Origin of the sequence: Micromonospora sp. CA-244673 (assembly GCF_050948395.1) — a bacterium.
Classification (GTDB): domain Bacteria; phylum Actinomycetota; class Actinomycetes; order Mycobacteriales; family Micromonosporaceae; genus Micromonospora.
On sequence record NZ_CP192019.1, the window covers coordinates 2,733,793 to 2,759,139 of the forward strand.

Consider the following 25,347-nt stretch of genomic DNA (forward strand, 5'->3'; position numbering starts at 1 on the left):
CCGGTTACGGTGCTGCCATGACCACCGACGCCGCCCGCCCGCCGGGGCTCGCCGCCCTGCTGCCGTACCTGCGCGCCCACCGCGGCACTCTCGTCGCGGTGGGCGTGCTGTCGTTCACCGGCGCGGGGGCGGCGCTGGCCCAGCCCCTGCTCACCCGGGGTGTGCTCGACCGGATCACCGCCGGCCGCCCGGCCACCGGGCTGGTCGCCGTCCTGGTGGCCCTCGTGGTGGTCGGCGCGCTGCTGGGCGGGCTCCGCGACTTCCTGCTCCAGCGCACCGCCGAGGGGCTCGTGCTGGGCACCCGGCGGCGGCTCGCCGGGCACGTGCTGCGGCTGCCGATCGCCGAGTACGACCGGCGCCGCACCGGCGACCTGCTCTCCCGGGTCGGCGCGGACACCACGCTGCTGCGGGCGGTGGTCACCTCCGGCCTCTTCGAGACCGTCACCGGGGCGGTCATGGTGCTCGGCGCCGGCACCGCCATGCTGCTGCTGGACCCGCTGCTGTTCGGGGTGACCCTGGCCGCCGTCGCGGTCGGCGTCGGCTTCGCCCTCACGGTCGCCCGGCGGGTGCGCGGGCTGGCCCGCCAGGCCCAGGAACGGGTCGGCGAGATGACCTCCGCCGTCGAGCGGGCCATCTCCGCGGCCCGGACCATCCGGGCCAGCCGCGCCGAGCGGCGGGAGACGGCGACGGTGGTGTCGAGCGCGACCGAGGCGTACGCGGCCGGGCTGCGGGTGGCCCGGGCCCAGGCGGTGGTGGGCCCGGCCAGCACGGTCACCGTCCAGGGCGCCTTCCTGCTGGTGCTGGCCGTGGGCGGGGCCCGGGTGGCGTCCGGCGCGATCGGCGTGGGTGACCTGGTGGCCTTCGTGATGTTCCTGTTCTTCCTGGTGCTGCCGTTGGGGCAGGCGGTGCACGCGTACACCCAGTTGCAGACCGGGCTCGGCGCGCTGGCCCGGATCGAGGAGATCCTCGCCGTGCCGGGGGAGGGCGCCGACGAGCGGCCGGCGCCGGTCAGCGCCCGGCCCGTCGCGTCCGGGCCGGCGGCGCTGGAGTTCGACCGGGTCGACTTCGGCTACCCGGGCGGCCCGCCGGTGCTGCACGAGGTGAGCTTCACCGTCCCCGCCGGGACCCGCACCGCCCTGGTCGGCCCGTCGGGCGCCGGCAAGTCCACGCTGCTCGCCCTGGTCGAGCGCTTCTACGAGGTGACCGGGGGCGCGCTGCGGCTGGACGGGGTGGACGTGCGCGACCTCCCGCGGGACGCGCTGCGGGCCCGGCTGGGCTACGTGGAGCAGGAGGCCCCGGTGCTCGCCGGCACGCTCCGGGACAACCTGCTGATCACCGCGCCGGACGCCACCGACGACCGGCTGCGCGCCGTGCTCGACGAGGTCAACCTCGGGCACCTGGCCGAGCGGACCGCCGCCGGGCTGGACGTGCAGGTCGGCGAGGGCGGCGTGCTGCTCTCCGGCGGGGAGCGGCAGCGGCTGGCGATCGCCCGGGCGCTGCTGGCCGGGCCGCCGGTGCTGCTGCTCGACGAGCCGACCAGCAACCTCGACGCCCGCAACGAGGCCGCGCTGCGCCGGGCCATCGACGCCGTCGCCGTGCGCCGCACCCTGCTGATCGTGGCGCACCGCCTCTCCACCGTGGTGGACGCCGACCAGATCGTGGTGCTGGACGCCGGCCGGGTGGTCGCCGTCGGCACCCACGACGAGCTGACCTCGACCAGCCCGCTCTACCGCGAGCTGGCCACCCACCAGCTCCTCGTCGGCTGAGCGCGGAAAATGCCCTGACCTGGGGAAACAGTCCCAAACTCGGACACGGCCCGGCGGCCGCCCCGCACGGGTGTCACAATCGGCTCCCGTTCGCGTACCGTTGCCGCTCATGGGTGTGTCGCAACGTCTGAAGACCAGGTTCCGGCGGTTCCTCCAGCGCCCGGGAACGACCGTCGACCTGGCCCCGCTGGAGAAGCTGCTGCCGGCGATCGAGGCCCGCGAGGCGGAGCTGGAGAAGCTCTCCGACGCGGAGCTGACCGAGGCGGCCGGGCAGGCCACCGGCTACGAGGAGCTCTGCGCGGTCGGCCGCGAGGCGGCCCGCCGGGGCCTCGACCAGCGGCCGTACGACGTCCAGCTGCTCGGCGCCATGGCGCTGCTCTCCGGCAAGGTCGCCGAGATGGCCACCGGTGAGGGCAAGACGCTGACCGCGGCCATCGCGGCCTACGGGCACGTCCGGATGGGCAACGGCCCGGTGCACGTGCTCACCGTCAACGACTACCTGGCCCGCCGCGACGCCGAGTGGATGGGCCCGGTCTACGCCCTGCTCGGGCTCACCGTCGGCTGGGTCAACGAGGCGTCCACCCCCGAGGAGCGGCGCGCCGCCTACGCCTGCGACGTCACCTACATCGCGGTCAGCGAGGCCGGCTTCGACTTCCTCCGCGACCAGCTCGTCACCGACCTGTCCGAGCGGGTCCAGCCGGCCCTGAAGACCGCGATCGTCGACGAGGCCGACTCCATCCTCATCGACGAGGCCCGGGTGCCGATGGTCCTCGCCGGCGCGGTCCCCGGCGAGCAGGACCCGGTGCACGCCGCCGCCGCGCTGGTTCGCGGCCTGCGCAAGGACCGGCACTACACGATCGCCGAGGACGGCCGCAGCGTCGCCTTCACCTCGGTCGGCCTGGCCACGGTCGAGGCCAAGCTGGGCGGCATCGACCTCTACGACGAGGAGCACGTCGGGCAGCTCTCCGCGGTCAACGTGGCGCTGCACGCGCACGCCCTGCTGCACCGCGACGTGGACTACATCGTCCGCGACAAGTCGGTCGAGCTGATCGACGAGATGCGCGGCCGGGTGGCCCAGCGCCGCCGCTGGCCGGACGGGCTCCAGGCGGCGGTCGAGGCCAAGGAGGGCCTGGACGCCACGGCCGAGGGCGAGGTGCTCGGCACGATCACCGTGCAGGCCTACATCGCGCTCTACCCGACGGTCTGCGGGATGACCGCGACCGCGGTCCTCGTCGGCGACCAGCTCCGCGAGTTCTTCGGCCTCGAGGTGGCGGTGATCCCGCCGAACACCCCGTGCGTCCGGGAGGACGAGACGGACCGGATCTACGCCACCCGGGCCGAGAAGGAGGAGGCGCTGATCGACGAGATCCGGCGCTGCCACGAGGCCGGCCGTCCGGTGCTGGTCGGCACCCTCGACGTGAAGGAGTCCGAGGGACTCGCCGCCGGCCTGCACGCCGCCGGGGTCTCCTGCGTGGTCCTCAACGCCAAGAACGACGACGAGGAGGCGGGGATCATCGCCGAGGCCGGCGCGTACGGCGCGGTGACCGTCTCCACGCAGATGGCCGGCCGGGGCGTGGACATCCGGCTGGGCGGCAGCGACCAGGCCGACCAGGAGCGGGTCGCCGAGCTGGGCGGCCTCTACGTGATCGGCAGTGGCCGGCACGACAGCCGCCGCGTCGACGACCAGCTGCGTGGCCGGGCCGGCCGCCAGGGCGACCCGGGTGGTTCGGTCTTCTTCGTCAGCCTGGAGGACGACCTGGTCGTGCGGCACGCCGGCGACACCGTCCCGGCGTCGCCCCGGATGAACGCCGACGGCCTGGTCACCGACCCGCAGGTCGACTACGCCGTGGAGCACGCCCAGCGGGTCGCCGAGGGCGTCAACCACGAGATCCACCGCAACACCTGGCGGTACAGCCAGGTGATCGAGCAGCAGCGCAAGGCGCTGGCCGAGCGCCGGGAGCGGCTGCTGACCAGCGACATCGCGGCGCTCATGCTGCTGGAGCGGGTGCCGGAGAAGGCCGGCGAGATGGACGAGGACCTGCTCGCCGAGGTGGCCCGCAAGATCGCCCTCTACCACCTGGACCGGCTCTGGGCCGAGCACCTGGCCGAGCTCTCCGAGGTCCGCGAGGGCGTGCACCTGCGGGCGCTCGGCCGGCTCGACCCGCTGGACGAGTTCCACCGCAGCGCCGTGCCGGCGTTCAACGCGCTGATCCCCGAGATCGAGACGCGGACCATCGCCACCTTCGAGGAGACCGAGTTCTCCGACGGCTGGGAGCCGGACGCCGCCAAGCTGGTGCGGCCGACCGCCACCTGGACGTACCTGGTGCACGACAACCCGTTCGGCTCGGAGCTGGACCGGCTGATCGCCTCGGTGGGCCGGCGGCTCATCTCCGGCTCCCGCTGATCGTCCGCAAGGGGTCCCTTCCGGCGCGTACCGCGCCGGAAGGGACCCCTTTGCGCGGTTTCGATCCCGGTTTGGGAGGGTAGTAGGCCGGGGCTTCGAGTCAGGGAGAGAGCGATCATGGGACAGGCAACGGCGCCGGACGGGTACACCGCGTGGACGGACGCGGAGGTGACGGAGGCCGTGGCCCGGTGAACCTCGACACGCGGGACCCCATGACCGACACCCTCGGAGTGCTGGAGGCCGCCGCGCTGCTGCGGGAGCTGACCGCCGGCCTGATCTCGGTCACCGACTTCGACGAGGCGCTGGACCGGCTGGTCCGGATCGCCCGGGACGCCGTACCCGGGGTGGACTGCTGCGGCTTCACCGCGCTGCGCGCCGGTGAGCCCGCCGGGGTGGCCGCCTCCGACCCGGAGCGGGCCGAGCTGGACGACCTGCGGCACGGCCCGGACACGCCGGCCCTGACCGCCATCCGGCGGCGCGAGATGATCACCGCTGGCGACCTGGCCGGGGAGTCGCGCTGGCCGGCCTGGGCGCAGCGGGCCCGCGGGCTGGGCGTGCACGGGGTCATCGCCGCGCCGGTGGACGTGGACGAGCAGGTGATCGGCGCGATCAACCTCTACGCCGAGTCGGCCGGTGCGCTCTCCCCGCGGCACCAGCTCACCGCCATGCTCCTCGCCGAGCACGCCGGGCTGCTGCTGGCCGCCACCCGGGACCGGGAGCGGCAGGCCGCACTCGCCGGCCAGCTCGACACCGCGTCGCTGGCCGACGGGGTCGTCGGGCAGGCCGTCGGCGTCATCATGACGCAGCGCGGCTGCCCCGCCCCGGAGGCCCTCGACGTGCTCCGCAGCGCCGCTTCCTCGTTGGACATACCGCTGCGCGAGGTGGCCGAGCGGCTCCTGCTCACCGTCTCCCGGCCCCGGGACAACTGAGCGACATTCGTTTCGCCCCGGTGGGCCTCGGGTAGCACCCTGGACTGGTGAGCTGCACCGACCTGGGGAGGAACCGATGGAGAGCCGGCTGCGGGTGCAGGGGCACCCGATCCAACCGATGCTGGTGACGTTCCCGTTCGGGCTCTTCGTCAGCGCCGCGGTCTTCGACCTCGCCGACGTCGCCGGCGGCCCGGCCTTCCTCGGCGAGGTGGGCTACTGGACGGCGGTCGCCGCCCTGATCGCCGCCGCGCTCACGACGGTCGCCGGGATGGTCGACCTCTGGGACGTGCGGGCCGACCGGACCCGGCGGACCGCGATCACGTTCAACCTGGTCAACGCCGCGATGGCGGCGCTGTTCCTGCTCACCTGCCTGATCCGGGCCCAGGCGCCGCAGCGCGGCGCGAACGGCGTCGAGGTGGCCACCGAGCTGCTCGCGCTGGCCGTGGGCTCGGTGGGGGTGCGGCTGGGCGCCCGGCTGATGCGCCAGTTCGACCGCGGCCGGGCCGCGGAGCCGACCGGCTTCGAGGCGCTGCGGGACATCCCCGGCGCCACCGTGGAGATCATCCGTCCGAAGGCCTGAAAACGCCTTGCCGCCGGCCGCCCCCGGCCGCCAGGCTCGACCGATGGACACCGAACGGTACGCCGACGAGCTGATCGCCGAGGGCGCGGCGGCGCCGGTCGAGGGGTGGGACTTCGCCTGGCTCGCCGGGCGGGCCACCGAGGAACGCCCGCCCTGGGGGTACGCCCGCCTGGTCGGCGCCCGGATGGCCACCGTGCGTGCCGCACTGGACATCGACACCGGCGGGGGAGAGGTGCTGGCCGAGGTCCCGGTCCCGCCGCCGCTGCTGGTCGCCACCGAGGCGTGGCCGCCGAACGTGCCGGTCGCCCGGCGCACCCTGCGCCGGGTCGGGGGCGCCGTGGTGCAGGTGGCCGGCCGGCCGCCGCTGCCGTTCCGCGACGCCGCGTTCGACCTCGTGGTCAGCCGCCACCCGGTGGACACCTGGTGGGACGAGGTCGCCCGGGTGCTGCGCCCCGGCGGCAGCTACCTGTCCCAGCAGATCGGCGCCGGCACGGTCCGCGAGCTGAGCGAGGCGATCCTCGGGCCGCTGCCGCCGCCGGAGCACCGCCACCCCGAGCAGGCGGTCGCTGCGGCCGAGGCCGCCGGACTGACCGTGGTGGACCTGCGCACGGCCACGTTGCGGACCGTCTTCCATGACATCGGCGCGGTGGTGTGGTTCCTGCGCAAGGTGGTCTGGACGGTGCCCGGCTTCACCGTGGACCGTTACCGCGCCGAGCTGCGCCGCCTGGACGAGCGCATCCGCGCCGAGGGTCCGTTCGTGGCGCACGCCCGGCGCTTCCTCATCGAGGCCCGCCTGCCCTGACCCGCCCCCGTCAGTGCGCGGAGGCGTGGTGGGCGGCCAGCACGTCGGCGCCGAAGTCGCTGGCCGGGCGGCGCAGCACGGTGTGCGCGTGGTTGCCGTCCTCGGTGGTGTTGTCGTACTCGATCAGCAGGTCGTCGCCCTGGATCCGGTAGTAGTGCCGCTGACCCGCTCCGACCGGGCCGGCCCAGGCGAAGTGCAGCTCGCCCCCGGTGAGCCGGCGCGCCTCCCGGGTCGCCAGCTCGGGCGGGAGCCGATCCAGGTAGAGCGCGACGAGCCGGTCGAGCAGCGCCCGGCCGGACGGGGCGAGCCGGCCGCGGGGCACGCCGAGCGGGTCGAGCCGCCCCGGCGCCGTGGGCCGGGTGGCGCTGATGATGTCGGCCGGCGCCTCGTCGGTGACGATCGCGGCGGCCCGGCCGGCCGTCCCGAGCGCGTCGAGCAGCTCCCGGGCCAAATCCTCCTCCGGCCCGAGCGGCCGGGAGACCGGCCGGCCGCCGTGCCGGACGGTGGCCGGGTTGGCGCCGAGGAAGATCGGGGCGGGGGAGACCTGGTCGTCGACCACGGTCATGCTGACCGACAGGTGGTGTCCCTCGAACCGCCACGCCCACCGGTCGTCGCGCGCCGGGTCGCCGAAGACCGCCACCCAGTAGTCGCCGCTGTGCCGGCCGCGCTGCCAGCCCTCCGCCCGATCGAGGACCTCCTCCAGCGCCACCACGGCCATGGCCTGGGCGTAGGCGGCCGGGCTGAGCGCGGTGGCGAGCAGCCGGTGGGCGGCCTTGCGGGCGGCGCCGCTCAGGTCGGCGAGGCTGACACCGGGGCGGGGCCGAGGCCGGTACTCCAGCCACCGGCGCGCCGGCTCGTCGTCGAAGTCGTGCCGGGCCCGCTGCGCGGCCGGCTCGTCGAGCGCCGTCAGGAGCGCGCCGGCCGCCGCGCGCATCTGCTCGGGTACGGGATCCTCCACCGCACCTGTATACCGCCCCGCCGCCGGGCGCGTCGGCAGCCCGCCCGGGCCGGTCAGCTCCGGCCGAGGAGGGCGAGCATCTCGGGAAGATCGAAGAAGCGGGCGGTCTCGACCGCCGACGGATCGCCGTGCTCGGGGTCGGCGCCGGCGTCGAGCAGCGCCCGGACCGCCTCGGCGTTCTTGCGGAACACCGCCGCGGCGAGCGCGGTCTGCCCCCGGTCGTTCGTCCGGGCCGGGTCGGCGCCGCGCGAGAGCAACGCGCCCACGGTCTCCGGGTGGGCGTGGTACGCGGCCAGGATGAGCAGCGTGTCGCCCTTGGCGTTGGTCAGGTTGACCGGCAGCCCCGCGTCCACGTTCGCCGCCAGCTCGTCGGTCGTCCCGGCGCGGGCCAGGTCGAACATCCGGTGGGCGAAGGCGAGCGTCTCGGCGTCGAGTTCGTCGGGCATCCGTCCAGGTTAGTGGTCGCCTCGCCGGCCCCGCCTGGTAGCTTGCCGAGCCGGCACGGGAGGCGCGGATGGACGATCGGGTGTACGTCGGCAACGCGGCGGTGGACGGGGCGACCGACGCGGGCTGGCTCCTGGGGCACTTCAAGCCGCCCGGCGACGTCCGGCACAGCACCGAGGTCGAGGTGAAGTGGGGCGTGCACCCGGCGGGGGAGACCCGCTCGCGGTGGGCCACCGGCGAGCGGCGTACCGCCCTGCTGGTGTTGATCAGCGGTGCCTTCCGGATCGAGCTGGCGGACCGCACCGTGGTGCTGCGCGAGCCCGGCGACTACGTGGTCTGGGGCCGGGGCGTGGACCACTCCTGGTACGCCGAGCGGGAGTCGGTGGTGCTCACCGTGCGCTGGCCGTCGGTCCCCGGCTACCGGGTGGACCCGCCCGTCCTCCGCTGACCTGCCGCCACGCGGTTCGCAGCGTCCCAGCATGCGGTATTACCTACTAAACCCATAGGGTTTGAAGACTATGCTGAGGGAGCACGCCGCCACCGCACCGTGAGGACGCCCCGCCGATGACCAGCGCCGCCCCGTCCGACCTGCTCGCCGTCGCCGCCCGCTGGGCCGACCCGACCGGCTGGCCCGTGCCGCTGTGCTTCGACCGCGCCGAGCGGTGGTACGCGCGGCTCGCCGCCGACGCCGAGCACGAGGTGTGGGCGCTGAGCTGGCTGCCCGGGCAGGGCACCGACCTGCACGACCACGGCGGCTCCTCGGGCGCCTTCGTGGTCGTCGCCGGCACCCTCACCGAGGAGACCGTCGTCGGCGGCCGGTTGCGCCCGCACCAGCTCGCCGCCGGCTCCGGCCGCCGCTTCGGGCCCCGGCACGTCCACGTCGTCGGCAACCGCAGCGACCAGCCGGCGGTCAGCGTGCACGTCTACCGGCCCGCGCTGCGCCGGATGACCCGCTACCGCCTCGACACCGGCCGGCTCCTGGTCGCCGAGGTGGCCGAGGCCGGGGTCGCCTGGTGAGCCGGCCCGCACTCCGACCCCCGACCGTCACCGCTGGAAAGGACGCCACGATGGCGCAGACCCCCACCCGCACCGAGAGCTGTCCGGTCCCACCGCCCGGCTCCCGGAGCATCGACGAGATGCTCGCCGCCGCCCGCGCCCGGCTGCGCCGGCTCGACCCCGAGCAGGCCCACCTGGCGGTCCGGGGCGGGGCCCTGCTCGTGGACATCCGGCCCGCCGGCCAGCGCGCCGCGCACGGCACCGTGCCGGGCGCCCTCGCCGTCGAGCGCAACGTCCTGGAGTGGCGCTTCGACCCGCGCTGCGCGGCCCGGCTGCCGCAGGCCGTCGACTACGACGTGCCGGTGATCGTCCTCTGCCAGGAGGGCTACACCTCCTCGCTGGCCGCCGCGGCCCTCCAGGACCTCGGCCTGCACCGGGCCACCGACGTGGCGGGCGGCTTCGCCGCCTGGCGCATCGCCGGCCTGCCCACCCTCGGCCCCACCCCGCTGCCCCGACCCTCGCCCGCCGCGCCCCCGGTGACCGCCGGCCGGGCGCCCCGCTGACCGCCCCGCCGCACCCCCGGTGGGGCGGGGCGACCGCCCGCACAGGAGGCTCCCATGTCCGTCGTCGCCATCTCCTCCCGTCCGGCCCGACCGGGCCGCCCCGACCGCGCCGCGCCGCACCGGCCGCGTACCGCCCCGACCCTGACCATCACCCTCGACCTGGGTGCCGGTGCGCTGACGCCCGGCCTGGCGCGGCTGGTGGACCTGCTGGACGAGCTCGCCGCCTCCGGCGAGGGCCTGCTCCCGCCCGAGGAGCACCAGGCCGCCCGCGCCGTGCTCGACCTGCGCCGCGCCGGCGCGCCGCCGGAGCCGCCCGCGCCGCCCGCCGGAGCCGAGGAACCCGGCACGGTCCGCGTCCTGACCGGCACCCGCCGGGTCCGCCACGACGGCGCCGAGGTGACCCTCACCCGGATCGAGTACGACCTGCTGCTCTTCCTCGCCGAACATCCCCGGCGGGTGTTCACCCGGCGGCAACTTCTCGCCAACGTCTGGGGCTACGAGCACGCGGTGGCCCGCACCGTCGACGTCCACGTGCGCCGGCTGCGGGCCAAGCTCGGCGTCGACACGCCCCTGGTGACCACCGTGTACGGCATCGGCTACCGGCTGGCCGACGAGGCCCGGATCGTGGTGGACCGCGAGCGCTGAGGCGCCGCCGGCCGGTGCGCGGCGTACCCGGTTCACGGGTACGCCGCGTTCACGTTCGCGGGTGCACCGCCCATTGTGAACCGGGCGGGGACCCCCCGTACCGGGTCAACTCGTCGCTCTGCTGTAATCAACGGGCTCGTACGCAGAGCGAGCATGCGGCTCCGATGTGTTCGTCAATTGTCACATTCATGCAACGCAGCCGCCCCTTGACCCTCGCACAGGCGCCGGGAAGCATCGATGAAGCGGCGTCCCGGGCCGTGGGGAGATACCCGGACCAGCCAAGGAGGACCATGTCGGTCAGCCCCGCCTCGTCGCGCGCCGGATGGCATACGTCCCAACCCGCGGTTCCGGGTCGTCCCCCCGGCGGCCAGCGCCGCCCCGCCAACACCTCGGCACCCGTGCTCACGGTCACGTTGAACATCCCGCTGGCCTGCGAGGAGTCGCTCACCCCGGCCGCCCGCCGGCTGCTCGACGCAGCCCGTGAGCTGCTCGAACGCGGCGACGCCGTGATCAGCACCGGCGCCGCCCCGGCGGAGCGCCGCCCCGACCCGGTGCCGGCCGGCCGGTCCCCGGGGCGCCCGCTCGCACCGACCATCCCGACCCTGCACATCCTGGCCGCGTCCCGGTCCGTGCTCCGCGACGGCGAGCCGCTGCCGCTGACCCGGCTGGAGTTCGACCTGCTGCTGCACCTCGTCGCCCACCCCCGCCGGGTGTTCACCCGCCTGCAACTTCTCAACGCCGTCTGGGGCTACGAGCACGCCGGCGTCCGCACCGTCGACGTGCACGTGCGCCGCCTGCGCGGCAAGGTCGGGGTGGACGTCCCGCTGGTCACCACCGTCTACGGCGTCGGCTACCGGCTCGCCGACGACGCCCGGGTCACCATCGACCGCACCGGCTGACCCCGCCCAGGCCCGGCCGCCACGTGCCGATCGCCCTCCGGACGGAGCCCCGACCGCCCGGCCGATCGCACCGCGACCCGCGCCGCGGGACGGAGCCCCGCCCGGCCGATCGGATCGTGACCCGTCCCGCCGGGCAGGATGGTCGGATGCGCGTCCGCCCCATCACGCCCGAGCTGCTCGTCGCCGAACTGGCCGACCGGCTCGCCGGCGCCGCCGTACCCGGCCGGCTGCGGGTGGCCGTCGACGGGCCGCCGGCAGCCGAGCCGGACGCCCTCGCCGCCGCCCTGGTCGACCCGCTGCGCGCCGCCGGCCGCCCGGTGCTGCACGTCCGGTCCGCCGACTTCCTCCGGCCCGCCTCGATCCGCCTGGAGCACGGCCGGACCAACCCGGACGCGTACTACGAGGGCTGGGTCGACGAGGCCGGCCTGCGCCGGGAGGTGCTCGACCCCGCCGGCCCGGACGGGTCCGGCCGGCTGCTCCCGTCGCTCTGGGACGCGACCGCCGACCGGGCCAGCCGCGCCGCGTACCTCGAACTGCCTCCCGGCGGGGTGGTCCTGGTCAGCGGCGCGCTGCTGCTCGGCGGCGGCCTGCCGTTCGACGTCGCCGTCCACCTGGTGCTCTCCCCGGCGGCGCTGGAGCGGCGGACCGACCCCGAGCTGCGCTGGACCCTGCCGGCCTTCGCCCGATACGCCGACGAGGTCGACCCGGCCTCCTTCGCCGACGTGGTGGTCCGCGCCGACGACCCGCGCCACCCCGCCCTCGTCGAGGCCGGCTGACCCGCACCGGCCCGCCCGCATCCGGACGACCGCGTCCGGGGCGGCCGGGACGGGGACGGTCCGGGCGGCGCAGCCGGGCACGAACGGCGACGAAGAACGCGGAAATCCCCGGTTTGATCCGCGGACCGGGTGGGTAATCGCCCGGCTCACAGGGCAGGGGTGATCTCGCCCGTGCATCCATCGGACCACGTTCCGGGGCGCTCGCGCCCCGGAATGTTATGAGGCCCCAGGAAAGGCAGGCAGCGATGCTCGTCCACGACACGACAGCCACGGGCCGCTCCCAGGCGGAGGTCGACCAGATCCGGCAGTCCCTCACGTCGCGGTACGACGAGCTGACCGCGGAGTACGACCAGGCCGTGCTGCAGAGCCAGGTCCTCCGGCTGGTCGAGGTCGGCGACACCGCCGGCGACGACCAGGCCGACAGCGGCACCAAGACCGCCGAGCGGGACACCGCGCAGTCCCTGCTGCGCACCATCCTCGACCGGCGCGCCCAGTTCGAGCACGCCCTCACCCGCCTCGACGAGGGCACCTACGGCTTCTGCGAGGGCTGCTCCGCGCCGATTCCGGTGGAGCGCCTGGAGATTTTCCCGTCCGCCACCTCCTGCGTGTCCTGCAAGCAGACCCGGGAGCGGCGGGCGGCCTGAGCGCCGCCCGGGTTGCCGGTCGGTCCAAGTAGCGGTGGACTCGCCAGATGGGTGACATCAAGGTGGGCACCGCCTCCTGGACCGACCGGACCCTGCTCGACTCCGGCTGGTACCCGGCGAGCGCCGACACCCCGGAGAAGCGGCTGTCCTATTACGCCCGGCAGTTCCCGCTGGTCGAGGTCGACGCCACCTACTACTCGCCGCCGGCCGAACGGACCGCGCAGCTGTGGGTGGACCGCACCCCGCCCGGCTTCACCTTCAACATCAAGGCGTTCAGCCTGCTCACCGGGCACCCGACCCGGGTCTCCGCGCTCTACAAGGACCTGCGCCCGGAGACGGAGAAGAAGAACCTCTACCCGGACGACCTGCCGCCGCAGGCGTACGAGGAGGTCTGGACCCGGTTCCTGTCCGCCCTGGACCCGCTGGTCGAGGCCGGCAAGCTGGGAGCGATCCTGTTCCAGTTCCCGCCCTGGTTCACCATCCGGCGGGACAACAAGCAGTACCTGCTCGAGGTGGCCCGGCGTTGCGCGCCGCTGCGCCCGGTCTTCGAGTTCCGGCACGCCTCCTGGTTCGACGGCGACAACGCCGACGAGACGCTGGGCTTCCTCCGGGAACACGAGCTGCCGTTCGTCTGCGTGGACATGCCGCAGGGACACAAGTCGTCCGTACCCCCGGTGCTGGCCGCCACCGCGGACCTCGCGGTGGTGCGCTTCCACGGGCACAGCGACAAGTGGACCAGCAAGGACATCCACGAGAAGTTCGGCTACGACTACTCCACGCGGGAGCTGCGCGACTGGGCGCCGAAACTGCGCGAGCTGGCCGGCGACGCCGAGCGCACCCACGTGCTCATGAACAACTGCTACCGCGACTACGCCCAGCGCAACGCCACCACCCTGGCGGGTCTGCTCGACGCCGACTGAGCAGTTCACCCGGCCCGGGTGAGGCCGCCTCACCCGATGCCCCAGCAGCATGGACGGTGTGCGCGGTCCGTCGACCGGCGCGACCGCGCGGCCGAGGAGGAGGTGGGGTCATGACGGTGCGGGTCGTAGCGGATCGACGCCGTGGCGGGGTGCTGCACGTGGTCGGGAATCCCGACGCGCCCCGGCGGGGCGGGCGGCCCGGGCGGTTCACCCCGACCCGGCTCTGGCGGGGGCCCAGCGGGCCGCCGCGACGCACCGACGACCGACGTTGGGAAAGCGAAGCACGGGGGTGGGCAGATGGCTGAGCAGCTGATTTCCGCGTTCGAGTCCTCGCTGGACAAGACGAACGTGATCCTCAAGGAGATCGAGTCGGCGTACGGCTGGCCGAAGGCGCAGCGCAACCAGTCCTACGCGGCGTTGCGTACGGTGCTGCACCTGTTGCGGGACCGGATGCCGGTGCAGGAGAGCGCCGAGTTCGCCCAGCAGTTGCCGGTGCTGGTGCGCGGCATCTACTTCGACGGCTGGCAGCCGGAGAACGTGCCGATCAAGCTGAACCGCGACGACTTCCTCTACGAGGTCCGCCAGGGCTTCCCGTACGACGTGGAGGGCGGCCCGCAGCGGGTGGTGCAGGTGGTGCTGGACACCCTGCGCCGGCACGTGACGCAGGGCGAGTGGGAGGACGTGAAGTCCACCATGCCGAAGGACCTGGGTCAGATGATTCCCTGACCGGCTCCGTCCCCGGCCCGCTCCGCCGCACCGGCGGGGCGGGCCGGCGGCGTCCGGGTGACCGGCAGCCCGGCCCGCCGGGCCAGCCCGGCGAAGGCCACCGCGTCGACGATGGCCGCCCCGCCCGGGTCGTTGTTGAAGTAGACGTACGCCGGCTCGCCGGCCGGGAAGGCGGTGGCGAGCCGGCGCACCCAGGTCGCCAGCGCGGCGCGACCGTAGCGGGGCCAGGGCCGGGCCCGGCCCTCGTGCAGCCGCAGGTAGCCGAAGTCGGTGGTGCGCCACAGCGGGGTGACCGGGCGGCTCAGCCGGTCCGCCCAGACCAGCGCCGCCCGGTGGCGCTCCAGGACCCGCTGGGTGTCGTCGGTCCACCAGGACGGATGGCGGGGCTCCACGGCCACCCGCACCTCGGCGGGAAACAGCCGCAGCGTCGCGTCCAGGGCCGCCGGGTCGGCCCGCATGGTGGGCGGGAGCTGCACCAGCACCGGCCCCAGCCGGTCGCCCAGCCCGGTCGCCCGGTCCAGGAAGCGGGCCACCGGCTCGGCCGGCTCCCGCAGCCGCTTGATGTGGGTGAGGTAGCGGCTCATCTTCACCGCCACGCAGAAGTCGCCCGGCGTGCGGTCCCGCCAGGCCACGAAGGTGTCCCGCTCGGGCAGCCGGTAGAAGGCGTTGTTGACCTCGACCGTGGCGAACCGCGCGGCGAAGTGCTCCAGCCAGAGCCGCTGCGGCAGCTTCGCCGGATAGAAGCGCTCCCGCCAGTCCCGGTACTGCCAGCCCGACGTGCCCACCAGGATCATCGCGGCCGCCTAGGCGAGGTCGATCCGGAACACCTCGAAGGCGGCCCCGTACCGGACGCCCAGCCGGGTGCCGGCCGGCCGGGCCAGCCCCTCGAGGAACTCCTCGGCGTCGAAACCGCCGTCGCCGAGCCCGCTCAGGTACGCCCCGTGCGCGCGCAGCGACGCCACCCCCCGGTCGAAGCTGGCCGTCACGTCCACCCCGTGCCGGGCCTGCGGGGAGCCGGCCGCCCACACCTCGCGGACCCGGGACCACGGCCCCACCCCGTCGGTGAGCTGCTCCGGAAAGATCCAGCGGTTGCCGGCGTCCCGGACGGCGTCCAGCGTGGCCCGGCCGCAGGCGATGTGGTCGGCCTGGTTGAGCGCGTACGCCCCGTCCCAGGTCTCCCGGAAGTTGTTGGTGAGCACGACGTCCGGGCGGTGCCGGCGCACCACGGCGGCGATCGCGCGGCGCAGCGCCACGCCGTACTCCAGCAGACCGTCGGGGAGGCCGAGGAACTCCACGGTGTCCACCCCGACCACGGCGGCGGAGGCCCGCTGCTCCTCCTCCCGCAGCACCCGGCTGCGCTCCGGCGGCATGCCGTCGATGCCCGCCTCGCCGCTGGTGAGCAGGCAGTAGACGACCTGCTTGCCCTGCCCGGTCCAGCGGGCCACCGCGGCGGCCGCGCCGAACTCCAGGTCGTCCGGGTGGGCCACCACGGCGAGTGCCCGCTGCCAGTCCTCGGCCAGCGGCGTCAACGGCTCCGGCTGTCCCACGCCCACCCCTTCCCGGTGCTCCCTCTCCGCCATCCTGGCACCGGACGCGTCCGCCCGCCGCCCGGCAACCCGCGGACACCGGCCCCCGCGGCGCCCGTCGTCGCCGGCGACGTGCACTGTGAAGGGCGTGACCTGCCGCATCGGGTGACCCGCGCCGGGGCGCGGCGAACCGTCCGTGCGGCCGCGTCCGGGCGTCTACGGTGTGGTTAGAGAAGATCGGGCGTGGGGTACCACCCGCTGCACACGGACCCCGACGACGGGGCGGCACACCGAGGGAGCACCCATGGCACTCAACGACGACGACATGCAGACCACCGGCGGTGGCGGTGCCGAGGGCCCGGCCGACGGTGGCGCGACCCCGGGCCAGCAGGACGGCGGCGCCGACGGCGGCGCGGACCGTGGCGCCGAGCGCGGCCGGGACCAGGGTGCCGACGCGGGCGCGGAGGGCCCGGCCGACGGTGGCGCGACCCCCGGTCAGCATGACGGCGGGGCGGACGGCAGCGCCGAGGGCCCGGCCGACGGCGGCGCGACCCCCGGTCAGCGCGACGGCGGCGCCGACGGCAGCGCCTGACGGATGACCGTGACGCACCTCGACCCGCCGGGCGGCCACGGCCGCCCGGCGGTTCCGTCTTCCGCGGCCGACGCCCTCGCGCGCTGCGTGGCGGTCGAGCCGGCCAAGTTCGCCGCCGACCACTGGGGGCGCAGCCCGCTGCTGTCCCGGGCGGCCGAGCTGCCCAACCCGGCCGGCTTCACCGACCTGCTCAGCCCCGCCGACGTCGACGAGCTGCTCAGCCGGCGCGGCCTGCGTACCCCGTTCCTGCGGGTCGCCAAGGACGGCCAGCTCGTGCCGGCGGCGCGGTTCACCGGCGGCGGCGGCGCGGGCGCCGAGATCGGCGACCAGGTCCTCGACGAGAAGATCCTCGCCCTGTACGCCGACGGCGCCACCCTGGTCCTCCAGGGCCTGCACCGGACCTGGCCGGCGCTTGTCGACTTCGCCCGCGACCTGGGCGCCGCGCTGGCCCAGCCGTTGCAGGTCAACGCCTACCTGACTCCGGCCGGCAACCAGGGCTTCGCCACCCACTACGACACCCACGACGTCTTCGTGCTCCAGGTGGACGGACGCAAGCACTGGCGGATCCACCCGCCGGTGCTGCCCGACCCGCTGGAGAAGCAGCCCTGGGGCGGCCGGGCCGACGAGGTCTCCGCCGTCGCCGAGGGCCGGCCCGCGCTGGACGTGGTGCTCGAACCCGGCGACGCGCTCTACCTGCCGCGCGGCTGGCTGCACAGCGCCCAGGCGCAGGAGGCCAGCTCCCTGCACCTGACCGTCGGCATCCGGGCGCTGACCCGGTACGCCCTGGTCGAGGAGCTGCTGGCGCTGTCCGCCGAGGACGCCCGGCTGCGCGCCGGGCTGCCGTTCGGCATCGACGTGGCCGACCCGGACGCCATCGAGCCGGAGCTGACCGAGACGGTCGAGGCGCTGCGCGACTGGCTCCTGCGGGCCGATCCGGCCGCGGTGGCCGCGCGGCTGCGCGCCCGGGCCTGGCCGGCCGCCCGCCCGGCGCCCATCCGGCCCCTCGCCCAGGCCGCCGCCCTGGCCACGCTCGACGCGGACAGCCGGGTCGCGCCGCGGGCCGGGCTGCGCTGGCAGCTCACCCCGACGGGGGACGAGAAGGTGGCGCTGCGCCTCGTCGACCGCACCATCACCCTGCCCGGCACCTGCGAGCCGGCCCTGCGCGCGCTGCTCGCCGGCGAGGTGACCCGGGTCGGCGACCTGCCCGGCCTGGACGACGACGCCGACCGCCTGGTCCTGACCCGCCGCCTCCTCAAGGAAGCCGTCCTGACCCCCGCCTGACCCCCCGGCACCTCTCGCCCCCTCGCCGCCTCGCCCGAGCGCGTCGCCGACCGCCGTCCTGGCCGGTCGATCATGAAGTTGTTGCCCGCCACGACGGCGTGTCGCGGCAACAACTTCATGATCACCGGGCCGGCCGGGCCGGGCGGGGGTCGGTCAGCGGGTTGCGGTCAGGGTCAGTAGGAGGGCGGTCGTGGCCAGGCCGGTGGCGGCGACCAGCATGATCGGGCGGGGGGTCAGCACGGCGTGACGGCGGTCGGCGAGCAGCCGGGCCGGCGCCAACCCGACCAGCGGCCCGAGCAGCGTCACCACCAGGGCCAGCACGGGCAGGCCGACGGCAAGGTCCCCGCCGGAGCCGGCGCCCAGCGCCCGCGCGCCCTCGCCCAGGGCGTACGCCACCAGCGCCCCGCCGACGCCGCAGCCGACCAGCAGCGGGTTGGCCGAGCCCGGCAGCTCGCCCGGCTGCCGGGTGCGGTCCAGCAGCTCGCGTACCCCGCGCAGCAGCGGCACCGGGTCGCCGGTGGCGTCGCGGGCCGGACCGGGCGGGTCGCCGAGCCGCCGGCCGCCGGCGCCGATCCGCTCCCGGAGCTGCCCCCACAGGTGGGTGGCCTCGGTGTCCACCCGCTCCACCATGCGCCGCGCCTCGGCCACCTCCGCCTCGGCCCGCCGCACCTGCTCGGCGGCGTCGGCCACGGCGCGGTCGGCGGCGGCGACCTGCTGCGCGTACCAGCCGTGCGCCTCGGCGCGCTGGGCGGCCACCCGGGCGGTCAGCTCGGCGAGCCGGCGGACCTGGGCGGCGTACGTCTCACTGGCAACCGGTTCGTTCATCGGGAGGGACCATAAGGGATGATCACCTGTCCGGTGCGGTGCACCGCCCGGTCGAAGTAGAGGCCCCGCCACGGGCGGGGATACCAGTCCGGCCCGCCGGTGCCCGGGTAGAGCGAGGAGCCCAGCTCGGCGCCCTGCACGTCGAGCGCCACCCAGGCGCCGATCTGGTCGGTGCGCGCCGCCGGCCCGCCCAGGTCGACCCGCATCCGGGCCACGCCGCGCCACCAGGCCAGCACGTGGGTACGCCGTTCCGGCCCGTCGTGCAGGATCCGGCGCAGCTGTTCCAGACCGGTCCGCCGGCCGGCCTTCCCGGCGAGCTGCCCGGCTGCCGCGTCGACCGCGTACAGCAGCAGGAAGTGCGGGGTCTGCGGGGTGCCCGGGGCGCCGAGCGCGTCGCCGACCTCCGCCATCAGTTCCGGCACCGTCTCCTCGTCGTACCAGGAGGCGTCGTCGGCCAGGTCCTCGTAGAGGGCGCGGGCGGCCGGGTCGGCGTCCGGGTCGAGGCAGGCGATGGAGAACCGGGCGGTGCCGGGCCGGTACTGCCGCGCGAGGGAGCGGGCGGCGGCGTCCAGCACCGCGCAGGCCTCGTCGACCCGGGTGCCGAGCACGGCCAGGTTCCGGCCGGGTGCGCGGGGCAGCCGCAGCGCCGCCGAGCGGGCCTGCACGTCGATGATCTCGCCGAGCAGCGCCACGGGGCTGCGCGGCACCCCCTGCTCGGGGGCGGTGAGCGCCCGGAAGTCGGGCGCCTCGGCCAGCCGCGGGATCGCGTCGCCGTCGAAAAGGCGGGCCGGGGCGGCGTCCTGCGGGCGCATCCGCCACAGCCGGTGCTGGAGCTGGCTCCACGTCTCCCAGTCGCCGGCCGACGGGATGCGGGCCACCTCGTTCCCCTCGGCCAGGCCGGACTCGGCGTTGACCACGGCGTGGTGCCGGGGTAGCGACTGCGCCGCGTCGTTGCGTTCGGCCAGGATCCGCAGCGCCTTGGGCAGGGCGATGCGCAGGGTGAACTGCGCGACGAGGGCGGGCCGCCCCCACAGCGCCTCGATGCCGCGCACGTCCTGCGAGGCGAGCACCAGGTGGATGCCCTGCGACCGGCCCCGCCGGGCCAGGTCCTCCAGCAGGTCGGCGGCCTCCCGGGCGACCACGTCCCGGCCGGCGAGCAGCGCCTGGAACTCGTCGACCACCGCCACGATCCGCGGCCAGTGCCCGGTCGGGTCGACCGCGCGCAGCTCGGCCAGCTTGGTGACCTCGTGCTTCTTCGCCGCGTCGGCCCGGCGGCGCAGTTCCTCGGCGAGGAACCGCAGCAGCGCCAGCCCGAACTCCCGGTCGGTGTTGACGTTGATCCCGACCAGCCGCATGTGCGGCAGCCAGCTCGGGTCCCGCCGGCCCTGGGCGAACCGGGCGAAGGACACCCCCTCCTTGAAGTCGAGCAGGTAGAACTCCAGCTCGGCGGGGGAGTAGCGGGCGGCGAGCGCGCCGATCCACGCGAAGATCAGGTTGGTCTTGCCGGTGCCGGACGGGCCGCCGATCAGGGCGTGCGGCGGGTAGTCGCCGAGGGTGAGCAGCACGGGCCGCCCGTGCGGGCCCTCGCCGATCGGCGCGGTCAGCCCGTGCGCCGAGTCCTCCCGCCAGTATTCGTCGGCCGGGGGGAGCAGGTCGGTGAAGGGCGCCGGCGGTGGCCCGGCGTTGACCCGGGAGGCCACGTCGCGGCAGGTCTCGGTGACCAGCCCGGCCGGCGGCGGGGCGTCGAGCGCCACCGGCAGGCCGCCGATCCGGGCGTCGTCCGGGTCGACCACCACCCGGGTGACGGTCGGCCCGTCGGGCAGGTCGATCCCGCGGACCACCAGGTGCACGCCGCAGGCCGCACCGGTACGCACCACCCGGTCCAGCTGGCCGCGCTCGTGCCGGGACAGCTCGTCGCCGCCGAGCAGCACCGCCACCCGCCACGGCTCGGGGCGCCGGCCGGTCGCGGCGGCCAGCTCGCGCAGCGACGCGTACTCGCCGGCCAGCACGGTCTCGTTGATCCGGCGGATCTGCTCCACCAGGTCGTCGAGCAGCCGGCCGAGGCCGCCGGGGCCGACGAAGGTGAGCAGCCCGGCGGTGCCGAGCGGGGCGAACCCGGCCAGCCCGCCGCCGAGGTGCTCCGGGTCGTACCCGAAGAGCCGGACCGCCCCGGGGTCGGCCCGGCCCACCGACCGCAGCAGCAGCGCGGGCACGACCGCGGCGACGCCCTCCCGGTCGCTGCCGGCGAGGTGCACGTGCCCGGCGTCGAGCAGCGGAACCAGCGCCGGCACCGGCTCGGCGCCGGGGATGCGTACCGTGCCGACCCGGACCGCGCCGGGTGGCTCGGCCCGGCCGGCGGGGGTGGCCCGCCAGTCGTCCCACGGCGCGGACGCCGCGCCCGGGGCCTCCCGCCCGGCCGCGGCGGCGGCCCGGCGGGCCAGCTCGGCGATCCGGGCGGCGTGCCGGGCGTCGATCTCGGCGAGTCGCTGGTCGCGCGCCGCGCCCACCCGCTCCGGCACGGCCGCGGCGGCCCGCCGCACCCGGGCCAGCCGATCCCGGCCGGCGGCCAGGTCGGCGTCGGCGTCGGCGAGCCGGTTCCGGGTGGTGCCCAGGGCCTCGGAGAGCAGCCCCCGGACCCGCGTCACCAGTTGCGCGCGGACGTCAGCCACGGGACGGCTCCCGGTCGTCGGTGTCCTTGGGCAGGTCGCGGCCGAGCCGGTCGAGCAGCACCCCGGTGACCACCCCGGCGGTGACGGCCGGGTCGGCCGCGTGCGGCTGCTCCCGGTCGTCGGCGCGGCGCGGCGGGGGCATCCGGCAGACCCGGGTGAGCAGGGTGTCCAGCACCGGCGGGGGCAGGCCGGGCAGCAGGTCGCGGACCCGCCCGTCCAGCTCCCGGCGCAGCCGGCCCAGGTCGTCGGCGCGCGGCGGGTGGCCGAGCAGCTCGCCGGCCAGGCCGCGCAGCATCGGCGGGGCGATCGCGGCCAGCCCCAGCCCGACGTCGGCGTGCGCCCGGCGCAGCTCCCGGTGCAGCCGGTCCCGGTCGCCGGCGCGGATGCCGGTCACCACCCGGCGCAGCAGCTCGCGGGAGTCCCCGACCCGCTCGTCCGGGTCGTCCGGGGCGCCCTCCCGGCCGCCGGTCAGCTCCGCGACCCGCACCGCCCACCAGCGCCGTACGGCCGGCTGCTCGTCGGGCTCCGGGGCGGCGTCAGGGGCGGGGGATGCGACCTCCCCGCGGGCCGCGTCGTGCCGCGGCCGGCGGTCCGCGGCCTTCGGTGCGGGCGCCCCGTCGGCGGCCAGCCCGATCGCGGCCAGGTACGCCGACAGCTGCTCCTGCGCCACCCGCAGCGCGTACCCGGCGGTCTCGGCGTGCTCGGTGGCGGCGGAGAGCTCCGGCACCCCCATCGGGTTGGCCGACTCCTGGCGTACCCAGCGCAGCCGCTCGGTGGCCTGGCCGAACTTCTCCAGCGCGGCGGCGAGCTGGGCCAGGGGCAGTTCCTCGGCGGCGGCGCGGACCTGCGCGCCGATGTCCTCGATGATGGACACGGCCGGTCCTCAGAGGGTGGCGACGTAGAGCTGCGCCTGCTCGACCGCCACCAGCGTGGCGGCGAGACACTCCTCCAGCTCCTGGCTGGCCTGGGTCAGCGAGGCCTGGGCCGCCTCGACGGTCTCGTGGCCGCTGCCCTCCAGCGCGCCGGCGAGGGTCTGCTGCGCCTCGGCCAGTTTCTCCCCGGCCGCCTGCACCGCTGTCTGCCCGTCTCCTATCTGTTGGAGAGCGACATCGATGGCTGCCTTCAGCTCGGCGACGCTCGCCACGGGGGACCTCCTGGGGGCGGGGGAGATCTCCATTACAACCCATCCCGATGGGCGGGAGAACATCCACCCTCGCGGCGTTCCTGCCCGGCTGTCCGATTGTCGCTCTGACGTGCGGAAAGGCGCTGTGTGGCGGCGCTGTCGGGTCCCGCCGGCGGACCCTCGGGTCCCGTGGGCGGGACGGGCCGGCGTCCCGGAAAACGGTCAGCGGGGCACCCGGCGCGGGCCGTACACCTCGGCCCCGAGCGCGGCCACCCGGGCCCGAAGCTCCCGGTCGGCGGTGACCACCGCCCGGCGGCGCTCCGGGGCGGCCGCGACCAGCGCGACGATGGTGTCGTCGCCGGAGCCGGGCGCGGAGACCACGGCGACCCCGGGCACCGCCGGAACGTCCCGGGCCGCGCCCTCCACCACCAGCACCACCTCCACCGGCGGCGGCAGCTCCGGCGGCACGCCCGCCTCGGCGACCGGCACCAGCGCGTCGCGCAGCCGGGCGGCCGCCCCGGCCCGGTCCCGCCACCAGCCGTCCGGCCGCGAGCCCACCACGTTCGCGCCGTCGACGATCAGCAGGGGCCGGGTCTCCATGCCCCCAGCGTGCCACCCGCCCGCGTTTGTCGCGCCGACCGCCGGGTAGCCACCGCCGACCGTGCCGCGCCATGTCGCGCCCCGGCGGCCGTGCCGACCGACTGCGGAGGACAGAGATTATGGGACCTGGTGACTTCGGCAACGACCCGTGGGACGAGTTCCTGGCCCGGTACTTCGGGCGGGGCGAGGGAGGACGCCGGCCGGCGCACCGGGTCGACATCACCCGGCTCATGACCGCCGACGCGCGGGAGATGCTGGCCGACGCCGCGCGCCGCGCGGCCCAGAAGCACAGCAACGACCTGGACACCGACCACCTGTTGTGGGCGGCGTTGCAGCGCGAGCCGCTGCGCGACCTGGTGCGCCGGGCCGGCGCCGACCCGGACGCGCTGGTCAACGCGCTGGGCGGGCGCGGTGACGGGGCGCCCCGGGGCGAGGTCCCGCCGAACCTGTCGCTCACCCCGGCCGCGAAGCGGGCGCTGCTCGACGCCCACCAGCTGTCCCGGGCCATGGGCGCCAACTACATCGGCCCCGAGCACATCCTCATGGCCCTGCCGCTCAACCCGGAGTCGCCGGCCGGCCGGATGCTCGCCGCCGGGCGGATCCAGCCCGAGTCGCTCCAGGCGGCCAGCGCCGAGCGCGGCCCGATGACCGGCCCGAAGCCGGACCGTGGCACCCCCACCCTCGACCAGTACGGCCAGGACCTCACCGACCTGGCCCGGATGGACCAGATCGACCCGGTGATCGGCCGGGCCGACGAGATCGAGCAGGCCGTGGAGATCCTGTCCCGGCGTACCAAGAACAACCCCGTGCTGATCGGCGAGGCCGGCGTCGGCAAGACCGCCATCGTGGAGGGGCTGGCCGAGCGGATCTGCGACGGGGACGTCCCGCAGACGCTGATCGGCAAGCGGGTCATCCAGCTCGACCTGGCCAGCCTCGTGGCCGGCACCCGCTACCGGGGCGACTTCGAGGAACGGCTCAAGAAGGTGATCGACGAGATCCGGGCCCACCGCGAGGAGCTGATCATCTTCCTGGACGAGATCCACACCCTGGTGGGCGCGGGCGGCGCCGGCAGCGAGGGCGGCATGGACGCGTCCAACATGCTCAAGCCGGCCCTGGCCCGCGGCGAGCTGCGGGTGATCGGCGCGACGACGCTGGACGAGTACCGCAAGAGCATCGAGAAGGACGCGGCCCTGGCCCGCCGGTTCCAGCCCGTGCTGGTTCCCGAGCCCAGCGTCGAGGACACCGTCGCCATCCTGCGCGGGCTGCGCGACCGGTACGAGGCCCACCACCAGGTCCGCTTCACCGACGAGGCGCTGGTCGCCGCCGCCGAACTTTCCGACCGGTACGTCACCGACCGATACCTGCCGGACAAGGCGATCGACCTCATCGACCAGGCCGGCGCCCGGGTGCGGCTGCGCACCCGCACCCCGGCCGCCGACGTGCGCGAGCTGGAGCAGCAGCTCGACGACGTACGCCGGGACAAGGAGCAGGCCGTCTCCGACGAACAGTACGAACGGGCGTCCACCCTGCGCGACCGGATCGCCGAACTGGAGGACCAGGTCCGCCGCGCCCGCGGCGACGAGGGCCCCAACCACGTGCCCGAGGTCGGGCCGAAGGAGATCGCCGAGGTGGTCTCCCGGGCCACCGGCATCCCGGTCAACCAGCTCACCGAGGAGGAACGGGACCGGCTGCTGCGCCTGGAGGGGCACCTGCACGAGAAGGTGATCGGCCAGGACGAGGCGGTCAGCGCGGTGGCCGAGGCGGTGCGCCGCTCGCGTACCGGCCTGGCCGACCCGGACCGGCCGATGGGCAGCTTCCTCTTCCTCGGCCCCACCGGTGTCGGCAAGACCGAGCTGGGCCGGGCCCTCGCCGAGGCGTTGTTCGGCGAGGCCGACCGGATGGTCCGGGTGGACATGAGCGAGTTCCAGGAGCGGCACACGGTCAGCCGGCTGGTCGGCGCGCCCCCCGGGTACGTCGGCTACGAGGAGGCCGGCCAGCTCACCGAGGCGGTGCGTCGCCGCCCGTACGCGGTGGTGCTGCTCGACGAGATCGAGAAGGCCCACCCGGACGTGTTCAACATCCTGCTCCAGGTGCTCGACGACGGCCGGCTCACCGACAGCCAGGGGCGCACGGTCAACTTCAAGAACACCGTACTGATCATGACGAGCAACCTCGGCTCCGAGCTGATCACCGGCACCCAGCGCACGGTCGGCTTCGGCGCCGGCGAGCCCGGCGAGCAGGAGGCCAACGACCTGCGCGAGCGGCTGATGCGCCGCCTCCAGGAGAACTTCCGGCCCGAGTTCATCAACCGGATCGACGAGGTGATCATCTTCCAGCGGCTGGAGGCCGAGCAGCTGCGCCAGATCACCGGGCTGATGCTGGAGGAGACCCGCCGCCGGCTGCACGCCCAGGACATCCGGGTCGAGTTCACCACGGCCGGCGTGGACTGGCTGGCCGAGCACGGCTACCAGCCCGAGTTCGGCGCCCGGCCGCTGCGCCGGGTCATCCAGCGCGAGGTCGACAACCGGCTCTCCCGGATGCTGCTGGAGAACCAGATCTCGCCCGGCCAGCAGATCACCGTCGACGCCCGGGATGGCCAGCTCGCCTTCGACGTGGCCGCCTCCGACCGCGGCTACACGACCGCATCGACGTCCCATCCGCGATGAGGGAAGACGCCCC

At 75.5% G+C, this 25,347-nt stretch carries 26 protein-coding genes; 17 read left to right on the forward strand and 9 right to left on the reverse strand.

Features of this window, described 5'->3' with window-relative positions; genetic code table 11:
- Window positions 1–17: 17 nt before the first annotated feature.
- The 5 genes from ACQP12_RS12740 to ACQP12_RS12760 all read left to right on the forward strand — a co-directional run bounded on the left by ACQP12_RS12740 (window position 18) and on the right by ACQP12_RS12760 (window position 6,481).
- Window positions 18–1,766, forward strand: coding sequence for an ABC transporter ATP-binding protein (locus ACQP12_RS12740; RefSeq protein WP_433287701.1), 1,749 nt, complete (start codon window positions 18–20; stop codon window positions 1,764–1,766).
- Between the two features lie 109 nt (window positions 1,767–1,875).
- Window positions 1,876–4,170 (forward strand): accessory Sec system translocase SecA2, encoded by a 2,295-nt coding sequence (gene secA2 / locus ACQP12_RS12745; protein WP_433287703.1) that lies wholly within the window; start codon window positions 1,876–1,878, stop codon window positions 4,168–4,170.
- A gap of 212 nt (window positions 4,171–4,382) precedes the next feature.
- On the forward strand, window positions 4,383–5,099 hold the full coding sequence (locus tag ACQP12_RS12750; RefSeq protein WP_433287705.1) for a GAF and ANTAR domain-containing protein: 717 nt from the start codon (window positions 4,383–4,385) through the stop codon (window positions 5,097–5,099).
- Between the two features lie 76 nt (window positions 5,100–5,175).
- Window positions 5,176–5,679, forward strand: coding sequence for a DUF2231 domain-containing protein (locus tag ACQP12_RS12755; protein ID WP_433287707.1), 504 nt, complete (start codon window positions 5,176–5,178; stop codon window positions 5,677–5,679).
- A gap of 43 nt (window positions 5,680–5,722) precedes the next feature.
- Complete coding sequence (locus ACQP12_RS12760) at window positions 5,723–6,481, forward strand: class I SAM-dependent methyltransferase (protein WP_433287709.1); 759 nt, start codon at window positions 5,723–5,725, stop codon at window positions 6,479–6,481.
- A 10-nt stretch (window positions 6,482–6,491) separates the two neighbouring features.
- Here the strand turns inward: ACQP12_RS12760 and ACQP12_RS12765 are convergent, their stop codons facing one another.
- Together ACQP12_RS12765 and ACQP12_RS12770 are read right to left on the reverse strand one after the other, a co-directional pair.
- Window positions 6,492–7,415 carry a DUF3500 domain-containing protein gene (locus ACQP12_RS12765; RefSeq protein ID WP_433289253.1) on the reverse strand — a complete coding sequence of 308 codons (924 nt, stop codon included), beginning with the start codon at window positions 7,413–7,415 and terminating at the stop codon, window positions 6,492–6,494.
- 77 nt (window positions 7,416–7,492) lie between these two features.
- Complete coding sequence (locus ACQP12_RS12770) at window positions 7,493–7,885, reverse strand: ankyrin repeat domain-containing protein (RefSeq protein ID WP_433287711.1); 393 nt, start codon at window positions 7,883–7,885, stop codon at window positions 7,493–7,495.
- A gap of 68 nt (window positions 7,886–7,953) precedes the next feature.
- On the opposite strand from ACQP12_RS12770, the gene ACQP12_RS12775 reads away from it, so the two are divergent.
- The 9 genes from ACQP12_RS12775 to ACQP12_RS12815 all read left to right on the forward strand — a co-directional run bounded on the left by ACQP12_RS12775 (window position 7,954) and on the right by ACQP12_RS12815 (window position 14,052).
- Complete coding sequence (locus ACQP12_RS12775) at window positions 7,954–8,331, forward strand: signal peptidase I (RefSeq protein WP_357944888.1); 378 nt, start codon at window positions 7,954–7,956, stop codon at window positions 8,329–8,331.
- A 116-nt stretch (window positions 8,332–8,447) separates the two neighbouring features.
- Window positions 8,448–8,900, forward strand: a complete 453-nt coding sequence (locus ACQP12_RS12780) for a cysteine dioxygenase (protein ID WP_433287713.1) — start codon at window positions 8,448–8,450, stop codon at window positions 8,898–8,900.
- Window positions 8,901–8,950: 50 nt separating this feature from the next.
- Complete coding sequence (locus ACQP12_RS12785; protein ID WP_357944894.1) at window positions 8,951–9,442, forward strand: rhodanese-like domain-containing protein; 492 nt, start codon at window positions 8,951–8,953, stop codon at window positions 9,440–9,442.
- A 54-nt stretch (window positions 9,443–9,496) separates the two neighbouring features.
- The gene (locus tag ACQP12_RS12790; protein WP_433287715.1) at window positions 9,497–10,087 is read left to right on the forward strand and encodes a winged helix-turn-helix domain-containing protein; all 591 of its coding nucleotides are present in this window, start codon (window positions 9,497–9,499) and stop codon (window positions 10,085–10,087) included.
- Window positions 10,088–10,377: 290 nt separating this feature from the next.
- A complete protein-coding gene (locus tag ACQP12_RS12795) occupies window positions 10,378–10,986 on the forward strand; it encodes a winged helix-turn-helix domain-containing protein (RefSeq protein WP_357944897.1) in 609 nt (202 codons plus the stop codon).
- Window positions 10,987–11,132: 146 nt separating this feature from the next.
- Window positions 11,133–11,762: a uridine kinase gene (locus tag ACQP12_RS12800; RefSeq protein WP_433287718.1), complete on the forward strand. Its 630-nt coding sequence runs from the start codon at window positions 11,133–11,135 to the stop codon at window positions 11,760–11,762.
- A gap of 245 nt (window positions 11,763–12,007) precedes the next feature.
- The gene (locus ACQP12_RS12805) at window positions 12,008–12,406 is read left to right on the forward strand and encodes a TraR/DksA family transcriptional regulator (RefSeq protein WP_357944903.1); all 399 of its coding nucleotides are present in this window, start codon (window positions 12,008–12,010) and stop codon (window positions 12,404–12,406) included.
- A gap of 47 nt (window positions 12,407–12,453) precedes the next feature.
- Window positions 12,454–13,326, forward strand: coding sequence for a DUF72 domain-containing protein (locus tag ACQP12_RS12810; protein ID WP_433287720.1), 873 nt, complete (start codon window positions 12,454–12,456; stop codon window positions 13,324–13,326).
- A gap of 297 nt (window positions 13,327–13,623) precedes the next feature.
- Window positions 13,624–14,052, forward strand: a complete 429-nt coding sequence (locus ACQP12_RS12815) for a DUF2267 domain-containing protein (protein WP_357944909.1) — start codon at window positions 13,624–13,626, stop codon at window positions 14,050–14,052.
- Here the strand turns inward: ACQP12_RS12815 and ACQP12_RS12820 are convergent.
- Together ACQP12_RS12820 and ACQP12_RS12825 are read right to left on the reverse strand one after the other, a co-directional pair.
- Entirely contained in the window at window positions 14,037–14,846 is an 810-nt protein-coding gene (locus ACQP12_RS12820) for a DUF72 domain-containing protein (protein WP_433287722.1), read from the reverse strand. The genes ACQP12_RS12815 and ACQP12_RS12820 overlap by 16 nt on opposite strands.
- A 9-nt stretch (window positions 14,847–14,855) precedes the next feature.
- On the reverse strand, window positions 14,856–15,599 hold the full coding sequence (locus ACQP12_RS12825; RefSeq protein WP_357944913.1) for a PIG-L deacetylase family protein: 744 nt from the start codon (window positions 15,597–15,599) through the stop codon (window positions 14,856–14,858).
- A 283-nt stretch (window positions 15,600–15,882) separates the two neighbouring features.
- On the opposite strand from ACQP12_RS12825, the gene ACQP12_RS12830 reads away from it, so the two are divergent.
- A complete protein-coding gene (locus tag ACQP12_RS12830) occupies window positions 15,883–16,170 on the forward strand; it encodes a hypothetical protein (protein WP_091266016.1) in 288 nt (95 codons plus the stop codon).
- Between the two features lie 9 nt (window positions 16,171–16,179).
- Window positions 16,180–17,451, forward strand: a complete 1,272-nt coding sequence (locus ACQP12_RS12835) for a cupin domain-containing protein (protein ID WP_433289255.1) — start codon at window positions 16,180–16,182, stop codon at window positions 17,449–17,451.
- A gap of 153 nt (window positions 17,452–17,604) precedes the next feature.
- Here the strand turns inward: ACQP12_RS12835 and ACQP12_RS12840 are convergent, their stop codons facing one another.
- The 5 genes from ACQP12_RS12840 to ACQP12_RS12860 all read right to left on the reverse strand — a co-directional run bounded on the left by ACQP12_RS12840 (window position 17,605) and on the right by ACQP12_RS12860 (window position 22,668).
- Window positions 17,605–18,276 carry a hypothetical protein gene (locus ACQP12_RS12840; protein ID WP_357944916.1) on the reverse strand — a complete coding sequence of 224 codons (672 nt, stop codon included), beginning with the start codon at window positions 18,274–18,276 and terminating at the stop codon, window positions 17,605–17,607.
- Complete coding sequence (locus ACQP12_RS12845) at window positions 18,273–20,945, reverse strand: FtsK/SpoIIIE domain-containing protein (RefSeq protein ID WP_433287725.1); 2,673 nt, start codon at window positions 20,943–20,945, stop codon at window positions 18,273–18,275. The genes ACQP12_RS12840 and ACQP12_RS12845 overlap by 4 nt, the downstream gene beginning before the upstream one ends.
- Window positions 20,938–21,819, reverse strand: coding sequence for a hypothetical protein (locus tag ACQP12_RS12850; RefSeq protein WP_433287727.1), 882 nt, complete (start codon window positions 21,817–21,819; stop codon window positions 20,938–20,940). Before ACQP12_RS12850 ends, ACQP12_RS12845 begins: the two co-directional genes overlap by 8 nt.
- A gap of 9 nt (window positions 21,820–21,828) precedes the next feature.
- The gene (locus tag ACQP12_RS12855) at window positions 21,829–22,089 is read right to left on the reverse strand and encodes a hypothetical protein (RefSeq protein WP_030504016.1); all 261 of its coding nucleotides are present in this window, start codon (window positions 22,087–22,089) and stop codon (window positions 21,829–21,831) included.
- Between the two features lie 201 nt (window positions 22,090–22,290).
- Window positions 22,291–22,668 carry a hypothetical protein gene (locus ACQP12_RS12860; protein ID WP_433287729.1) on the reverse strand — a complete coding sequence of 126 codons (378 nt, stop codon included), beginning with the start codon at window positions 22,666–22,668 and terminating at the stop codon, window positions 22,291–22,293.
- Between the two features lie 119 nt (window positions 22,669–22,787).
- Here ACQP12_RS12860 and ACQP12_RS12865 point away from each other — a divergent pair, with 119 nt between their 5' ends.
- Entirely contained in the window at window positions 22,788–25,334 is a 2,547-nt protein-coding gene (locus tag ACQP12_RS12865; protein ID WP_433287731.1) for an ATP-dependent Clp protease ATP-binding subunit, read from the forward strand.
- The last annotated feature ends 13 nt before the right edge of the window (window positions 25,335–25,347 follow it).

Bases quoted from the DNA above. Each gene is read 5' to 3' on its own strand.
- ACQP12_RS12740 (WP_433287701.1), top strand. From the start codon at position 18: ATGACCACCGACGCCGCCCGCCCGCCGGGGCTCGCCGCCCTGCTGCCG.
- secA2 (WP_433287703.1), top strand. From the start codon at position 1,876: ATGGGTGTGTCGCAACGTCTGAAGACCAGGTTCCGGCGGTTCCTCCAG.
- ACQP12_RS12750 (WP_433287705.1), top strand. From the start codon at position 4,383: ATGACCGACACCCTCGGAGTGCTGGAGGCCGCCGCGCTGCTGCGGGAG.
- ACQP12_RS12755 (WP_433287707.1), top strand. From the start codon at position 5,176: ATGGAGAGCCGGCTGCGGGTGCAGGGGCACCCGATCCAACCGATGCTG.
- ACQP12_RS12760 (WP_433287709.1), top strand. From the start codon at position 5,723: ATGGACACCGAACGGTACGCCGACGAGCTGATCGCCGAGGGCGCGGCG.
- ACQP12_RS12765 (WP_433289253.1), bottom strand. From the start codon at position 7,415: ATGCGCGCGGCGGCCGGCGCGCTCCTGACGGCGCTCGACGAGCCGGCC.
- ACQP12_RS12770 (WP_433287711.1), bottom strand. From the start codon at position 7,885: ATGCCCGACGAACTCGACGCCGAGACGCTCGCCTTCGCCCACCGGATG.
- ACQP12_RS12775 (WP_357944888.1), top strand. From the start codon at position 7,954: ATGGACGATCGGGTGTACGTCGGCAACGCGGCGGTGGACGGGGCGACC.
- ACQP12_RS12780 (WP_433287713.1), top strand. From the start codon at position 8,448: ATGACCAGCGCCGCCCCGTCCGACCTGCTCGCCGTCGCCGCCCGCTGG.
- ACQP12_RS12785 (WP_357944894.1), top strand. From the start codon at position 8,951: ATGGCGCAGACCCCCACCCGCACCGAGAGCTGTCCGGTCCCACCGCCC.
- ACQP12_RS12790 (WP_433287715.1), top strand. From the start codon at position 9,497: ATGTCCGTCGTCGCCATCTCCTCCCGTCCGGCCCGACCGGGCCGCCCC.
- ACQP12_RS12795 (WP_357944897.1), top strand. From the start codon at position 10,378: ATGTCGGTCAGCCCCGCCTCGTCGCGCGCCGGATGGCATACGTCCCAA.
- ACQP12_RS12800 (WP_433287718.1), top strand. From the start codon at position 11,133: ATGCGCGTCCGCCCCATCACGCCCGAGCTGCTCGTCGCCGAACTGGCC.
- ACQP12_RS12805 (WP_357944903.1), top strand. From the start codon at position 12,008: ATGCTCGTCCACGACACGACAGCCACGGGCCGCTCCCAGGCGGAGGTC.
- ACQP12_RS12810 (WP_433287720.1), top strand. From the start codon at position 12,454: ATGGGTGACATCAAGGTGGGCACCGCCTCCTGGACCGACCGGACCCTG.
- ACQP12_RS12815 (WP_357944909.1), top strand. From the start codon at position 13,624: ATGGCTGAGCAGCTGATTTCCGCGTTCGAGTCCTCGCTGGACAAGACG.
- ACQP12_RS12820 (WP_433287722.1), bottom strand. From the start codon at position 14,846: ATGATCCTGGTGGGCACGTCGGGCTGGCAGTACCGGGACTGGCGGGAG.
- ACQP12_RS12830 (WP_091266016.1), top strand. From the start codon at position 15,883: ATGGCACTCAACGACGACGACATGCAGACCACCGGCGGTGGCGGTGCC.
- ACQP12_RS12840 (WP_357944916.1), bottom strand. From the start codon at position 18,276: ATGAACGAACCGGTTGCCAGTGAGACGTACGCCGCCCAGGTCCGCCGG.
- ACQP12_RS12860 (WP_433287729.1), bottom strand. From the start codon at position 22,668: ATGGAGACCCGGCCCCTGCTGATCGTCGACGGCGCGAACGTGGTGGGC.
- ACQP12_RS12865 (WP_433287731.1), top strand. From the start codon at position 22,788: ATGGGACCTGGTGACTTCGGCAACGACCCGTGGGACGAGTTCCTGGCC.